Origin of the sequence: Streptomyces sp. NPDC001568 (assembly GCF_042893755.1) — a bacterium.
Lineage (GTDB): Bacteria > Actinomycetota > Actinomycetes > Streptomycetales > Streptomycetaceae > Streptomyces.
This window is the reverse complement of record NZ_JBIAVF010000002.1, coordinates 573,517-588,954: the sequence shown is the minus strand read 5'-3', so window position 1 is coordinate 588,954 and position 15,438 is coordinate 573,517. Positions and strand designations below refer to the sequence as shown.

The window sequence follows — 15,438 nt, the reverse complement described above, 5'->3', positions numbered from 1 at the left end:
TTTGTTTCGGTGAGGAAGGCGGCGAGCATGGAGGGGACGAAGTGGATGACGGTGATGTGTTGTTCGCGGATGAGGTGGGCGAGGTATTCGGGGTCCTTGTGTCCGTCGGGTCGGGCGATGACGAGGGGGGTGCCTTGGGTGAGGGGCCAGAAGAATTCCCAGACGGATACGTCGAATCCGGCGGGTGTTTTTTGGAGTACTCGGTCGGTGGTGGTGAGTTGGTAGGTGTGTTGCATCCAGCGGAGTCGGTTGACGATGGCTTCGTGTTCGACCATGACGCCCTTGGGGCGTCCGGTGGAGCCGGAGGTGAAGATGACGTAGGCGGGGTGGCGGGGGAGGAGCGGGGTGATCCGCTCGGAGTCCGACAACGGACCGGTTCGCTGTGCCGCCAGCCGCTCCGCGGCTTCCCGGGAGTCCATCAGCAGCCGTTCGACGGCCGGGTCCGACGGAAGGAAGGTTGCCGACAGTGTGTCGGTAAGAATCAGGGTCGGGGCGGCCGTCCGCGTCATGTTCGAGAGGCGCTCGGCCGGCAGGCCGAGGTCCAGCGGGAGGTAGGCGCCACCCGCGCGGACGACCGCGTGCAGGGCCACGAGCAGTTCGAACGAACGGGGCAGGGCGACCGCGACGACGCTCTCCGGCCCGACGCCGCGGCCGATCAGCAACCGGGCGAGGCGGTCGACGCGCTCCTCGAACGCGGGCCGTGACAGCTCGACCCCCTCGAAGACCAGAGCGGGCCCCGTCGCTCCCGCCGTGCCGGCGAAGACCAGGTCGGCGAGGGTGGCCGGGCCGGTCACGGGAACGGCGGTGTCGTTCCAACGGTGCAGCACCAGCTCGCGCTCCTGCGCGGACAGCACCTCCAACTCCGCCACCGGACGGTCCGGAGCGGCCACCGCGGCATCGAGCAACCGCACCAGACGCGCGGTCATCGCCTCGACGGTCGCCGCGTCGAACAGGTCCGTCGCGTACCGAATGCCGCAGGTCATCCCCGAGATCCCGGCCGCGGCGCGGCGAAACAGGATCTCCAGGTCGAACTTGGCGGCGCCGGCCGCGACCGGTACCTCCTCGGCCGTCAGCCCCTCGAACAGGGCGACGGAGCCGCGCCCGGCGCCCTCGTACGCGACCAGGGTCTGGAACAGCGGGTGTCGCGACAGGGACCGCTCCGGGTTCACCGCCTCCACGACCGCCTCGAAGGGAAGGTCGGCGTGGTCCAGGGCCGCCGTGGCCGTCGCGGCCGTACGCAGCAGCAGTTCGCGGAACGTCGGCGCCCCGGACAGGTCGGCCCGCAGGACCACCGTGTTGACGAAGAACCCGACCAGCGGGTCGAGGGACTCCTCGCCGCGGCCCGCGACGGGACTGCCGAGCGGGACGTCGTCACCCGCGCCCAGCCGGTGCAGCAGGGCGGCGACCGCCGCCGACACCACCGTGAAGGCCGTCGTGCCCGTCGCCGCGGCGAGGGCGTCCAGACCGGAGACCAGCCCGGCGGGCAGTTCGGCGGTGACCGTCCGTCCCGCGTACGAGGGCTCCGCCGGGCGGGGCCGGTCCGTGACCAGGGGCAGCTCCTGGGGCAGGCCCGCCAGGGCCGTGCTCCAGTAGCCCGCCTGGCGGTGCGCCAGGGACCCCTCCCGCGCGGCGTCGCCCAGCAGCTCGCGCTGCCACAGCGCGTAGTCCGCGTACTGCACCGGCAGGACCGCGAACCGCGGTTCCGCACCGGCCGACCGGGCCGCGTACGCCTCGGCGAGGTCCGCCAGCAGCGGGCCCGTCGACCACTCGTCCCCGGCGATGTGGTGCATCAGCAGGAGCAGCGTCCACTCCTCCGGGCCGGCCTCCAGCAGGGTTGCCCGCAGCGGGAGTTCGGTCGCGAGGTCGAAGGGCCGGGCCGTCTCCCGGTCGATCCGTGCCGCGTGCCCGGAGACCGGCGCCCGCTCCACGACGAAGGGCACCTCGACGCCCCCGACGGGCAGGATCCGCTGGTACGGACCCTGTGCGTCCTCCGCGTACACGGTGCGCAGCGCCTCGTGCCGGGCCACCACGTCCCCCACGGCCGCGGCCAGCGCGGCCGGGTCCAGGGCGCCGCGCAGCCGCAGCGCGAGCGGAATGTTGTAGGTCGCGGACGGGCCGTCCAGCCGGTGCAGGAACCACAGGCGGGCCTGCGCGTACGACAGGGGCAGCCGCTGCGGGCGCACGCCGCCCACCGGGGCGGGGCGCCCGGCCCCGCCGCGGTCGGCGAGCCGGGTGGCCAGCCGGGCGACGGTCCGGGCCTCGAACACGTCGCGGACCGAGCACTCCGTGCCCGTGGCGCGGATCCGTGCCGCCACCCGGGTGGCCAGCAGCGAGTGCCCGCCCAGCCGGAAGAAGTCGTCGTCGGCACCCACCGACAGCAGCGACAGGGACTGCGCGAAGACCTCGGCGATCCGCTCCTCGGCCGCGCCCCGCGGCGTGCGCGAGGACGCCGCCGTACCGAGGGTCGGGGCCGGCAACAGGGCCCGGTCCAGCTTGCCGTTGACGTTGGTCGGCAGGGCGTCCAGAGCCACCAACGCCGCCGGAACCATGTGCTCCGGAAGCTGTGCGGCCAGTTCCCCGCGGAGCCTCTCCACGTCCTCGGGGCCGGCGCCGGTCACATAACCGACCAGCCGGGGCATGCCGGGGACGTCCTCGCGGACCACGACCGCCGCCGCCGAGACGCCGTCCAGCGCGGTCAGGGCCGCCTCCACCTCGCCGGGCTCCACCCGGAACCCGCGGATCTTGACCTGGTCGTCGGCCCGGCCGAGGAACTCGATCAGCCCGTCCGTACGACGACGCACGAGGTCGCCCGTGCGGTACATGCGGCTGCCGGGAGCCCCGAACGGGTCGGCCACGAACCGCTCCGAGGTGAGCGCGAACCGGCCCAGGTAACCGCGCGCGATCTGCTCGCCCGCCAGGTACAGCTCACCCGTCACCCCCGTCGGCACCGGCCGCAGCCTGCCGTCCAGGACGTGCGCGCGGGTGTTGTCGAGCGGTCGGCCCACGACCGGGGTCGGGCAATCGCCCACCCGGGCCACCAGGGCGTCCACGGTGAACTCGGTCGGACCGTAGTAGTTGACGACCTCCACGTCGGTGAACGCGGCCAACTCCTCCCACAGCGCGGCGGGCACGGCCTCCCCGCCCAGCAGGAACAGCGGCGGTCGCCACGCACCGGCCAGCAGCCCGGCGTCCAGCAACTGCCGGGCGTACGACGGCGTGACGTCGAGGGTGTCGATCCGCTCGGCGCGGACGTACGCCACGACCGCCTCGGCGTCCCGACGCCCGAATTCGTCCAGCACGTGCAGTTCGTGGCCCGCCACCAGCCACAGCAACTGCTCCCAGGAGGAGTCGAAGGAGAACGAGGCCGTGTGCAGGGCGCGTACCCGGCGACCGAGGCGACGTGCCACGGGGAGGTACAGCTCGCGCTCGTGGTCACGGAAGAGCCTGGTCAGGCCGGCGTGCCGGAGCAGCACCCCCTTGGGGAGGCCGGTGGAACCCGAGGTGTAGATGACGTACGCGGCCTGTTCGGGCCCCGTCACGGCGTCCGGTCCGGGCACGGCCGCGGCCAGTCGCCGCACGGTCGCCGGGTCGTCCAGGACGACGGCCGGCACACCGGGCACCCGCGCCGCGACGGCGGCGGTCGTCACCACGCACACCGGGGACGCGTCCCGCAGCATGTGGGCGAGCCGTTCGGCCGGGTGGTCCAGGTCCAGCGGAAGGTAGGCCCCGCCCGCCTTGAGGACGGCCAGGACGGCGACGACGGCGTCGGCGGACCGGGGCACCGCGAGTCCCACGACCGTGTCCGGGCCGACCCCCTCGGCGGTCAGGACGGCGGCCAACCGGCCCGCGCGGTCGACGAGTTCGGCGAAGGTCAGCCGCTCGTCGCCGGCCACCACCGCAAGGGCGTCCGGCGTGGCGGCCGCCCGCTCGGCGAACACCTCCGTGACGCTGCGCGCGGGCACGGGCCGGGCCGTGTCGTTCCACCGGGCCAGCCGCTCCCGCTCCTCGGCGTCGCGCAGCTCCCACTGCGACACCCGCAGCTCGGGGGCCGCGACCGCTTCGGTGAGGGCGCGCAGCAGCCGGTCCGTGAACGTTTCCACCGTCTCCGGGTCGAACAGGGCGGTGGAGTAGAAGACCTCCAGCTCAAGGTCCTCACCGTGCGCGGAGTCCGCGAAGGTGATGTCGAGGTCGAACTTGGTGACGCCGGGATCGACCCGGTCCGCCCGGGCGGCCGCCCCGAACAGGGTCCGTACGTCCTCGGAGACCGTGCTGTGCGAGACCATCGTCTGGAAGAGCGGGTGCCGCGACAGGGACCGCTCGGGGTTGACCGCCTCCACCACCTGGTCGAACGGCAGGTCGGCGTGGTCCAGAGCCGTCAGGTCGGCCGCGCGTACCCGCTCCAGCAGCTCGCCGAAGGTCGGGTCGCCGGACAGGTCGGTGCGCAGGACCACCGTGTTGACGAAGAAGCCCACCAGTTCGTCGAGGGCGCTGTCGGCCCGCCCGGCGACCGGGCTGCCGAGGACGAGGTCCTCGCCGGCGCCGAGCCGGTGCAGCGTCGCGGCGACCGCGGCGTGCACCACCATGAACACGCTGGTACCGCTCTCCCGCGCCAACGTCCGCACCGAGAGGGCGAGGCCACGCGGCAGTGAGCGGAACACCAACGCGCCGGCGTGCTGCGCGGTCGCCGCGCGCGGCCGGTCCGCGGGCAGGCCGCCGGCCTCCGCGGGCAGTCCCGCGAGTTCCGAGCGCCAGAAGGCGGCCTGCCCGGCGGCGAGGGTGCCCGGCAGGTCCGCGGCGCCCAGCGAGTCCCGCTGCCACAGCGCGTAGTCGGCGTACTGCACCGGGAGCGGGGCGAACGCGGGCTCGGCGCCCTCCGACCGGGCCGCGTAGGCCTGCTCCAGATCGCGCAGGAACGGCCCCATCGACCACTCGTCGCTCGCGATGTGGTGCAGCAGCACGACCAGGGCGTCCGTCCCCGCGCCGACGTCGCGCACCAGGGTCACCCGAAGCGGGGCCTCGGCCGCGATGTCGAAGAGGTGCCCCAGGGCCCGGGTGACGGCCGCGTCCCACGCGGCCGAACCCGCCACCTCGTCGACGGACAGCCGCACATCGGCGGCGTCCGCGTCCAGCACCCGCTGGAACGGGACGCCGTCGCGCTCCCCCAACACCGTGCGCAGGGCCTCGTGTCGGGCCACCGTGTCGCCGAGCGCCGCGTCCAGGGCGACCGCGTCGAGCCGGCAGTCGAAACGGACGGCGAAGGGAATGTTGTAGGTGGCGCTCGGGCCCTCCACCTGGTGGAGGAACCACAGCCGCTGCTGGGCGTACGACAGGGGCAGCGGGTCGGGGCGGACCCCGGCCGACGGCGCCGTCCGGGACACCGCGGCCCGCTCGGCCAGCAGACCGGCCAGCGCGGCCACGGTCCGGGCCTCGAAGACGTCCCTGATCCCGCAGTCGGTGCCCAGCGCGGCCCGCGTCCGGGCGATCACCCGGGCGGCGGGGAGCGAGTGCCCGCCCAGGACGAAGAAGTCGTCGTCGGGGCCGACCGAGGGCAGGCCGAGGACGTCGGCGAAGATGCCGGCCAGGATCTCCTCGCGGGCACCGCGCGGGCTGCGCCCCCCGGCGCAGACCAGGCCCGCCAGATCCGGGGCGGGCAGCGCGCGCCGGTCGACCTTGCCGTTGGCGGTCAGCGGGAACGCGTCGAGGACCACGACGGCCGAGGGCACCATGTACTCGGGCAGCGCCTCGGCGGCGGCCTCGCGCAACGCTCCGGCGGTCGGGCCGACGCCGGCGTCGACGGTGACGTAACCGACCAGGGCGGGGAACCCGGGCAGGTCCTCGCGGACCAGGCACACGGCCCGGCCGACACCCTCGCAGGCCGCCAACACGGCTTCGACCTCACCGAGTTCGATGCGGAAACCGCGCAGCTTGATCTGGTCGTCGGCCCGTCCCAGGAACTCGATCCGGCCGTCGACCCGGCGCCGGACCAGGTCCCCGGTCCGGTACATGCGCTCGCCCGGTCCGCCGAAGGGGTCGGCGACGAACCGCTCCGACGTCAGGGCGGGGCGCCCCAGGTAGCCGCGGGCCAACTGGTCGCCGGCCAGGTACAGCTCGCCGGGCCTCCCCGGCGCCACCGGGCGCAACGCGCCGTCCAGGACGCGGGCGCGGGTGTTCCAGAACGGGGTGCCGATGTCGGGGACGCCCCTGTGATCGGGCGCGAGGACGGTGGAGGTGGCCCAGACGGTCGCCTCGGTCGGGCCGTACACGTTGGTCACCGACGCCGCGGTGCGGGCGAGCCGCTCGGCGAGGGCCGCCGGGAGGGCCTCACCGCCGACCAGCACGCGGGTCCCGGCCAGCGAGGTCGGCCGGCCGTCCTCCAGCAGGGCGTGCCACAGCGAGGGGGTGGCCTGCATGACGGCCGGGCGGTGCTCGTCGACGAGGGCGGCCAGGGCCGCCGGGTCGCGCACGGTGTCGCGGTCCGCGAGGACCACGGTGGCGCCCCGAAGCAGCGGGGTGTGGATCTCCAGCACGTGGATGTCGAAGGACACGGTGGTCACCGCGACGAGCCGGTCCCCGGGAGCGAGCGCCAGTTCCTCGGACTGCATGCGCAGGAAGTTGGCGAGCGCCGAGTGCGGGATCACCACCCCCTTGGGGCGGCCGGTGGAACCCGAGGTGTAGATGACGTACGCCGGGTGGTGGAGCGCGGGCCGCACCGGACGCAGGAACGTTCCATCGGAGGCGACGGAGCCGGCAGCGGCGTCAGCGCCATCGCCCTGCCCCGCGTCGGCGAGCGCGGACAGCGTGTCGGGGGAGTCCAGGACCACGACGGGCACCCCGGCGACCTGCGGGACGAAGGGCGCGAGCGCCAGTGTCGTCAGCACGCACACCGGCCGGGCGTCCTCGACCATGAACGCGAGCCGCTCGGCGGGGTAGTCCAGGTCCAGGGGCAGGTAGGCCCCGCCCGCCCTGAGCACCCCGAGGAGCGCCACGACCAGGTCCTCGCCGCGCGCGAGGGCGATGCCGACGACGGCCTCCGGGCCCACCCCGTGCCCGGCGAGCACCCGGGCGAGCCGGTCCGAACGTTCGGACAGGCCGGCGTAGTCGAGGGACTTCTTCCCGGCGATCACGGCCGGCACCTCGGGGTGCAGCCGCGCCGCCTCCTCGAACAGGTCGACGAAGGTACCGGCCGGCAGCTCGCGGGAAGCACCCTCGTCGGCGCGTACGGCGGCCTCCAGCGCGGCGGGCGCCAGCAGGTCGGGACGCCCCACCGGAGCCTGCGGCCCGGCGGCGGCCAGTTCCCGCAGGAAGTGGGCGAACTCCGCGCACCGGGCGGCCAACGAGACCTCGTCGTAGGCGTGCGGGTTGCCGTCGAACTCGAACCGGATCCGGCCCCGCGCGCTGTCGTGGTGGACCCCGAGGGTGACGTCGTCGACCGGTCCGGCGGCGATGTTGTGCACCGTGCCGGGGGAGCCCGCGAAGTCGAGCGCGTTGTCGAAGGCCTTGATGTTGACCATCGGCCCGAGGAGGCCCTGTGCCCGCCCGGCCAGTCCGAGGTCGCGACGGATGTCCTCGGCGCGGTAGCGCTGGTGGCGGCGCAGGCCGGCGGTGGCCGCGGCCACCTCGCGGACCAGCTCGCCGATGGGCGCGGCGGGACGCACCGCCACCCGCAGGGGCAGTACGTTCACGACCATCGCCGGTACCTTCAGCGCGGCCGACCCGAGCCGGGCCATCGCCGGGACGGACAGCAGGACGTCACGGCCGCCGGTGGAGCGGTGCACGAAGGCGGCGAAGGCCGCCGTCACCACGTCGGCCCAACTGGCCTTCGCCGCGCGGGCGATGGCGAGGAGCCCGGTGGTCTCCGCGGGGCTGAGGGTGGCGCCGTCGCGGAGGAACCCGTGCGCGGCCGGTACGGCCGTGCCGCTCAGCGGCTCCGGTTCGGGGCAGTCGGCGAGCCGCTCCAGCCAGTACGCGCGGTCCGCCGCGAAGGCCTCGGAGTCCCGGTACTCCCGTTCGGCCTCCACGACCGACGCGAGGGTGCCGAACGGGCGGGCCGGCGGCTCCTCACCGGCCAGGAGGGCCGAGTAGACCTCGGCGGTGCGCCGGGAGACGAGGGCGAACGCGAAGGCGTCCAGGGTGATGTGGTGGGCCCGCTGGTACCAAAGGACCCGCGCGGGACCGACCCGGTGCAGGGTGAACAGGGACAGGGTGTCGTTCGTCAGGTCGAGCGGCCGGGCCATGTCGCGGCGCATCGCCTCGACCGCCGCGCCCACCGGGTCCTCCTCGCCGCTGTGGTCGAGCACGGCCACCAGCGGTCCGGAGGCCGGGCCGGACCAGGTCTCCTGATACGGCTCACCGGCCCCGTCCTCCGAGAAGCGCGCGGTGAGCGCCTCGCACTCGGAAACCGTCCGCCGCAGCGCCGTGACGAACGCGCCGGGGTCGAGCGGACCGTCGATCTCGACGTACTGGCCCACGTTGTAGACCGGGGACGCGGGGTCGAGTCGCTGGCCGTACCAGACACCGGCCTGTGCCCCGGTGAGGGGGAGACGCTGGGAAGGGCGGTCGCTCATGGGATCGTGCTCCAGATTCAGGCAGCTGCGGGGAGAGGCGAAGGGGAGGGCCGTGGCGGTGGGCGGCCCGGGACGGCGGCTGGTGCGGGGCGCCGAAAGGTCCCCTCCCCGGGGCACGGGGAGGGCCGGTCGGGCAGGCGGAGAGGGCGCTGATGCGCGCTCAGGAGGCCTTGTTGGGATCGAGCTTGGCGATCCGGACGGCTTCCTCCGGGGGAATTTCCCGGGCCGACTCCGCCTCTTCGCGGGGAAGGGTGGCGCGTCGCAGTCCGGGTACCGCGACGGCGACGGCGACGGCCGCCACCGCGCAGACGGCGCCGTTCAGCAGGGCCGCGCCGGCCGGGCTGAACCAGCGCGCGACGGCGGCGACTTCGACGTCGCCGATGATGTCGCCGGTGGTCCCCTGGGTGGTGATCACGCTGACGATGCGTCCGCGCAGTCGGTCCGGGGTGCTGTGCTGGACCAGCGCGTACTCCAGGATCTCGTACACGGTGCCGCAGGCTCCGCCGACGGCGAGTGCCGCGCAGGCCAGGTAGACGTTGCCGCTGAGGGCGAAGCCGATGGTGGCCAGGCCCCCGACGAAGGCAGAGAGCAGCAGCAGTCGTCCGGGGCGGGCCGTACGGGTGAGCCATCCGCTGGTCGCCGAGACCGCGACGGCGCCGACCGCCGGAGCGGAGTACAGCAGGCCCAACATGACTTCTCCGCCGTTGAACTGACGGTCCACCATTTCGGGGAACAACACCACCGGCACGTTGAAGAGGGCGGTGACCCCGCCGAGCAGCACCAGCCCGCCGACCACCCGGTTGTGCCACGCGTGGCGGAAGGCGACGAGCAGGGAGCCGGAGTCCTCGGTGTCGTCGTCCGCGTCGGGGTCCTCGGTGACGGGCGGCAGCGGCCGGATCCGGGCGATGAGGAAGGCGGTGATGGCGGTGGTCACGGCGGCGAACCCGAAGACGGGCACGGGGCCGGTCAGGGCGAGGAGCACACCGCCGAGGAACGGGGCCGTGATCGAGCCGATCTCCCCGGTGAGGGATATCAGGGCTCCGGCGGCGGGCAGTTGGTCCGGACGGACCAGGGTGGGGGCCACCGCCATCAGGGCGGTGAAGCTGACTCCGGTGGCGAGGCCGTCCCAGGCGACGCACAGGTGGATCGCCCACTGGGACGGGTCGTCGAGCATCGCGTTGACGGCGAGTCCGGCGAAGGCGAGGGCAGCGGCGGCGCGGGCGCGGACGATGAGCTTGCGGCGGTCGTACCGGTCGGCCATGACGCCGCCCCACAGGGACCCGAGCAGCACGGTGATGCTCATGATCATGCTGACGACGGCGACGTCGAAGGTCGACCGGGTCAGGCCGTACACCTGGGCGGACAGCGCGACGGTCGCCATGCCCAGGCCGAACAGCGACACCACGCGGGCGATGAAGATCGCCCGGAAGTCGGGGCTGGTGCGCAGTGGTTCGATGTCGATGACGAGATCACGCAGGGGCACAGGTGGCTCCGGGGGTGGGAGGGCGGGCCGGTTCAGGCGGCGGGGGAGAGGATTTCGGCCCAAGCGCGGAGCGTGGGGCGCTCGGCGAGGTCGACGAAGCCGATCCGGGCGCCTTCGGCGCGCCAGCGTTCGACGAGGGTCATCAGCCGGATGGAGTCGAGGCCCTGGTCGAGGAGGCTTTCGTCGACGAGGACTTCGGCGGGCTCGGCGTACAGCACGTCGGCCACGTCCCGGACGAGCCGCTCGAGGGCGAAGGCTTCGGGAGCGGGGGTCGGACGCATGGGGTTCTCCTGTTCGGGGGCCGGGCGGGGCGTTCGCCGGCCCGGGGGAGGCGGGGTGTGGCGGTGGTGGCGGTCGGGGCGCGCCGTGGGCAAGGGGGGCTGGGGTGAGGGGCGGGCGGCGCGGCGGGTGAGAGCCGAAAGCGGGACCGGTGCCATGTGTGCTGCGATGCAGAACATTTGATGTGGCGAGTTAGGTAAGGCTAACCTAAGTTTTATGATCTCCCCAACGGTGAACCAGTCCGGTGTTCCGGGCCCGGTCACCGCATCGCCGCAGGTACGCGCCGCACGGGCCGCGGACGCGCCCGCACTGCACGCGCTGTCCGCGCCCTTCGTCCGATCCGGTGCGCTGCGGGCCCGGCCGCCGGAGCACTACCGGGCCCACGTGAACCGGTTCCTGCTGGTGGAGGGCGAGGCCGAAGGTTCCGTCCGGGGGTGCGTCGCCCTTTGGGGAGCGGAACCGGGCACCGCCGTCCTCTACAACTTCTGCGTCGCCGTCGCCGGCCAAGGCCGGGGCGTCGGAGCCGCGTTGTTGCTCGCCGCCTGCGCGCGGGCGCGCGCCGAGGGCAGGCGTGCCCTGTTCACCGCCACCACCGGATCCGCCCGACTCTTCGTCCGGTACGGATTCCGGCCCGTGGCGGCCGCCGGGGCGCCGCCCGGCTGGGCCGCGCGGCTCGACCCCGCGCGCGGGTCGCGGGTGCTGAGGCTGAGCCTCTGACCCGCACCCGAGGGCCGGGGCCCGGGAAACGCTCCCGAGCCCCGGCCCGCACCGGCCGTACGACGCCCCGGCGGGGTCATCAGCCCTGCGCGATCAGGCTCGCGGGCCGCATGTCCGTCCAGTGCTCGTCCGTGTACCGCGCGCAGCCCTGCCGGGTGTCCTCGCCGTGCGCGACGGTCCAGCCCGCCGGAACCTCGGCGAAGGCGGGCCAGAGCGAGTGCTGGTTCTCGGCGTTGACGAGCACGAAGTAGCGGGCGTCGTCGTCCTCGAACGGGTTGGTCGTGGCCATGGGTCTCTCCTAGAGGTGGGTGCCGGCGCCGGTGGCGCCGCCGGTCGTACGGGTGGTCTCGTGGAAGGCGCCGGTGAAGCCGGGATCCCGGTGCGCGGGCGCGCGCTCCGAACGGGCCGCCTCCGCCGCCGTGGCGGTGGCCTCCTCGCTCAGCGCACGCGCCTCGGCAGCGCCGAACAGGGCGTCGGACCAGTGCCAGTGCAGGGTGAGCGCGCTCCGCCCGTCCGCCGGGTCCGCCGCGTCCGCCGAAAGGACGACGAGCCGCAACGGCCCCGACAGCGGGAGCCCGCCACCGGACGGATCCGCCGCGTACGCCGCCGGCCACCGCGCCCCGGCCGCCGGCGCCCACCGGGCGTCACCGGCCGACGGGCGCGGCGCGGCGCGTCGTTGGTAGTGGACCCCGCGCCGGGGCAGGCCCGCGAGGAGCGCCGCGGTCTGGGTGTTCAGGTGCCGCAGCTGCTCCAGCCCGCGCCCCAGGTCCGGTACCGCCCCGAGCGCCAGGACCGTACGGTCGTACGCGTCCGCCCCCGAGGCCGGACCCGGCGGCAACGGCAGCCGGACGGTGTGGACGGCGCTCAGGCGGCCGGCCGTGCGCGGCGCGTGGGCGGGCCGCGGCAACTCCAGCTCCACCACCAGCCCCGTGCCGTCGTGCAGCCGCGGCCGGGACTGCGCCGTACGGGCCAGGGCGGCCAGCAGCACCACGTCGAAGGGGTGCGGAGCCCCGTCGGACCGCTCCACCGGAGTGGGCAGTTCCAGTCGGGTGACCACCCGGTGGCCCGCGCCGCCGGGCGGCCAACTCCGCCCGGCGGGACTCCTCGTCAGCTGCGCCCAGTGCGTGAGCTCCGCGATCCGGGACCCCGACGCGGCCTCCGTGCCGAGCCGACCGGCCCAGTCCAGGAGGCCGCCGGCCGGGGCGGTCGGCGGGCCGGGGGATTCCCCGTGGAGCAGCGGGAGTTCGTCGATGAGGGTCTGCCAACCGATGTCGTCCACCGACAGCAGGTGCGCCACCAGCAACAGCAGCCCGGGCTCCTTCGGTCCGGCGTCGAACCAGACGGCCCGCAGCACCCGGGCGCGGCCCGGATCCAGTTCAGCGGCGGCCGTGCGGACGGCGCCCTCGACGAGCCGGTCGCGTGCGTCGGCCGGTACCCCGGCGACGGGAACCCGCCGCAGCGTGTCGGCCTCGGTGCAGGCGGGCGCGGTCGAAGCGGGCTCGACCTGCTGGCTCCAGATGCCGTTCGAGCGGTGCAGGGCCAGGCGCAGCGCCGGGTGGCGGCGGGCGAGCCCGGCGAGCGCGCGGCGCAGCGGTCCCGTACCCAGCCCGGCCGGAACGCTCAGCAGGACCGCCTCGTGCGGGGAGTCCACCGGGCCGTCGGACGTGCGCAGCCGGTGCGCGGACGGCAGCAGGGGCAGCGGGCCGGCCTCCCCGTCTGCCGGCGGCGCCGGGAGCCGTGCCGGGACCGGAGCCTGAGCCGTCACGGGTCGGGCGGGACGGTCGGGGGTGCGGCCGAGGGCGGTGAGCATCGAAGCGAAGCCCCGCGCGTGCTCGGCCAGCGAACCGGCGTCGTACAGCGCGGGGTTGCCGTCGACGTCCAGGCGCAGGCATCCGTCCGGACGGCGGGACGCGGCGACCGACAGGTCGTCCACCGGGCCGGAGGCCAGGCTGACCACGTGCCCCGCGGTCCCGCCGAAGTCCAGCTCGCTCTCGAAGGGCCGCAGGTTGACCAGCAGCCCGGGAACGCGGCGGCCGGACAGCCCGGGCCAGATGTGTCGGGCGAGGACCTCGCCCCGTACCCGCTGGTGGCGGCGCAGGAAGTCCAACTCGGCGCAGGCCTGCCGGAGCAGGTCCCGGAAGGTGTCGTGGGGGCCCACGGCCAGCCGTGCCGGAAGGATGTTCACGGCGGTGCCGGGGACCCGCAGCGTGCCGGGCGCCGTACGGGCCGTCGTGTACAGGGCCATCGGCGTCCGACCGTCCTCGGCGTACGGCGCCAGGTGGGCGGCGCACGCGGCGAGGACGGCCTCGCCCCACGTGCCGCCGGCGAGCCGCGCGGTGGCGGTCACGGCGGCGCTCCGCACCGGGTCGAGGAGGACGGTGGCGCGCACGGTGGTGTCGGAGGCGGCGGCCTCGCGGCCGGTCGGCCGCACCGGCACCGGCGGTGCGGGGTGGCGGCGGGACCAGGCCTCCAGGTCGGTCGCGTAGGCGGCGGAGCCGAGGTAGGCGCGCTCCGCGCGGGCCAGCACGGACACCGGGGCGAAGGGGGAGGCGGGCGGGCGCGCACCGGTCACCAGGGCGCCGTAGTGCTCGCTGACGCGGCGGCTGAGCAGCGACACCCCGTATCCGTCGACCGCCAACTGGTGGAAGTACTGCACCAGTAGGTGGCGTTCGGGGCCGAGGGTGACGAGCGCGGCGCCGAACAGGTCCGGGGTGTTCTCCGGCGCGGTCGGGTCCAGCAGCAGGTCCAACCGGGGCGGGCGGGCGAGCCGTTCGCGTACGAGGTCCAGCGCGGCGGCGACCGGATCCGCGGCCCCGGAGGTGTCCAGCCGCGGCAGGCTCCGGCCGGTCGGTCGCAGGGCCACGGGGGCCTGCCCGTAGCGGCCGTCGTCGAGGGTGAGGCGGAAGCGCAGCCAGGGGGCCTCGTCCAGGGTGAGCCCGAGGGCCTCCTCCAGGGCGGCGGCGTCGAGCGGGCCGACGAGTTCGATGTACTGGCCGACGTGGTGGCCGGCGTACGAGGGGTTCGCGCTCTGCGCGGCGAGTACGTGGGCCTGGGCGGCCGTCAGTTCCTCGGGTGCGGGGCCGACGGGGGCGGTGGCGGTGGTCGCGGACACGGTTCAGCTCCGGGGGGACGCGGTGGGGCCCGCAGTCCGGGCCGCCGTCGCCGGGGGGCCGGTGGGGACGGTTCGGCCGGTGTCGGCAGGTCTGGGTGCGGCGGGTGCGTCGGGCCCGGTTCCGGGCTTCGCATGTGATGCGGACATGCCCATTCCTTCCTCTGTCCTGCCCCGATCATCGGGCAAGGCGTACCTAAGCTGACTTATGGGGTGTTCAGTGTCAAGTCGTCCAAAACCGCGTTGAGTTGGCCGGTTCGTGACGCCGTCGGACGTCGTCCCGGTGGCGGCCGGGACGGTTTCGGGCACGCTCGGGGAACCCTGCGGCCCGGGCGCGCGGGGCGGCCCGTCGGGAAGAGGGTGTGCCGGTTTCGGCGACCGCACGGGGGCGGCGGCCGGGGGCGGGCCCGCGGCTGCCGGGGTGGCGGGTCGCGGCCCGCCGCGGAAGCGGGGGAGGAGCCGGGGCGCGGCTACGGCGGATCGCGCTCCGCGTTGCGGCCCGGGAAGTCGCGGGAGACGCGGGCGGAGCGGTCGGCCGACCGGTCGCGACCCGGCGACGGGCGTCCCACCGGGCGCGGCGACAGCAGCGGGTCGTCGAGGTGCACGAGGCGGTACCCGGCCGAGGGCTTGCCCCGGGTGGAACCCGGCGCGGGGCCGGCTCCGCGGGAGCGCCGGGTGGTGGCCCCGCGGAGCTTGGGCCGGGCCCGTTGGGCGGCCTCCACCAGAGCCCCGACGGCCGGCGCCTCCTGGCGCAACCGGTTGAAGCCCCGTACGGAGAAACCGGCCAACTTGGCCGCGTACGGCCAGGGAGCGCCCTCGCGGATGGTCCGCAGGACCAGGTGGATCATGGCCGGTGTGGGCCCGTGCCCCGCGTGCAGCCCGCGCGAGGCGGCCAGGGTCCGGGCCGCGCCCATCGCGTGCGCGAACGCGGGGTCCTTTTCCAGCCACTCGCCCAGCATCCGGTCGGTCAGACCGGCCGCCGCGGCGGCCGCTTCGACGGACAGCCCCTGTGCCGAGGCCTTCAGCGCCTCCGCCATCCTGCTCGCGATGTCCCACCGGTGGCTCGACATCTCGGGCAGCGCGGCACGCAGCCGGCCGTCCGCCTGGTCGTGGCCCTCCAGCCATTCGACGAGGTCCCCCGCCCAGTCCTGCGGCTCGGGTTCCGCGCTCCGATCCCCGTGCATCCCCTACACCCCCACGCGAACGTGGACGGTGAGGCGTTCGGCCGGCCGCCCCGGCCCGCCCCGCCCGCGCCGGTCGGGCGCCGTGCTGCGATCCTGCATGTC

At 75.1% G+C, this 15,438-nt stretch carries 7 protein-coding genes; 1 reads left to right on the top strand and 6 read right to left on the bottom strand.

The features are described 5' to 3' along the window. From ACFY0I_RS05755 to ACFY0I_RS05745, 3 genes are all read right to left on the bottom strand, one after another. The coding region (locus ACFY0I_RS05755; RefSeq protein ID WP_388890613.1) for an amino acid adenylation domain-containing protein at positions 1-8,564 on the bottom strand (8,564 nt) is incomplete at its 3' end. Positions 8,565-8,724: 160 nt separating this feature from the next. Continuing rightward, on the bottom strand, positions 8,725-10,047 hold the full coding sequence (gene entS / locus ACFY0I_RS05750; protein WP_388890610.1) for an enterobactin transporter EntS: 1,323 nt from the start codon (positions 10,045-10,047) through the stop codon (positions 8,725-8,727). 32 nt (positions 10,048-10,079) lie between these two features. Further along, a complete protein-coding gene (locus tag ACFY0I_RS05745; RefSeq protein WP_388890607.1) occupies positions 10,080-10,328 on the bottom strand; it encodes a phosphopantetheine-binding protein in 249 nt (82 codons plus the stop codon). Between the two features lie 214 nt (positions 10,329-10,542). Here ACFY0I_RS05745 and ACFY0I_RS05740 point away from each other — a divergent pair, with 214 nt between their 5' ends. Next, positions 10,543-11,043 carry a GNAT family N-acetyltransferase gene (locus ACFY0I_RS05740; protein ID WP_388890604.1) on the top strand — a complete coding sequence of 167 codons (501 nt, stop codon included), beginning with the start codon at positions 10,543-10,545 and terminating at the stop codon, positions 11,041-11,043. Between the two features lie 79 nt (positions 11,044-11,122). Here ACFY0I_RS05740 and ACFY0I_RS05735 read toward each other — a convergent pair whose 3' ends face one another. From ACFY0I_RS05735 to ACFY0I_RS05725, 3 genes are all read right to left on the bottom strand, one after another. Next, the gene (locus ACFY0I_RS05735; RefSeq protein WP_388890601.1) at positions 11,123-11,332 is read right to left on the bottom strand and encodes an MbtH family protein; all 210 of its coding nucleotides are present in this window, start codon (positions 11,330-11,332) and stop codon (positions 11,123-11,125) included. Positions 11,333-11,341: 9 nt separating this feature from the next. Then, positions 11,342-14,155, bottom strand: a complete 2,814-nt coding sequence (locus ACFY0I_RS05730; RefSeq protein ID WP_388890598.1) for a condensation domain-containing protein — start codon at positions 14,153-14,155, stop codon at positions 11,342-11,344. Positions 14,156-14,622: 467 nt separating this feature from the next. After that, on the bottom strand, positions 14,623-15,336 hold the full coding sequence (locus ACFY0I_RS05725; protein WP_388890595.1) for a hypothetical protein: 714 nt from the start codon (positions 15,334-15,336) through the stop codon (positions 14,623-14,625). Positions 15,337-15,438 lie beyond the last annotated feature (102 nt).

Coding starts and splice junctions, on each gene's coding strand:
- ACFY0I_RS05745 (WP_388890607.1), bottom strand. CDS start 10,328: ATGCGTCCGACCCCCGCTCCCGAAGCCTTCGCCCTCGAGCGGCTCGTC.
- ACFY0I_RS05740 (WP_388890604.1), top strand. CDS start 10,543: ATGATCTCCCCAACGGTGAACCAGTCCGGTGTTCCGGGCCCGGTCACC.
- ACFY0I_RS05725 (WP_388890595.1), bottom strand. CDS start 15,336: ATGCACGGGGATCGGAGCGCGGAACCCGAGCCGCAGGACTGGGCGGGG.
- ACFY0I_RS05735 (WP_388890601.1), bottom strand. CDS start 11,332: ATGGCCACGACCAACCCGTTCGAGGACGACGACGCCCGCTACTTCGTG.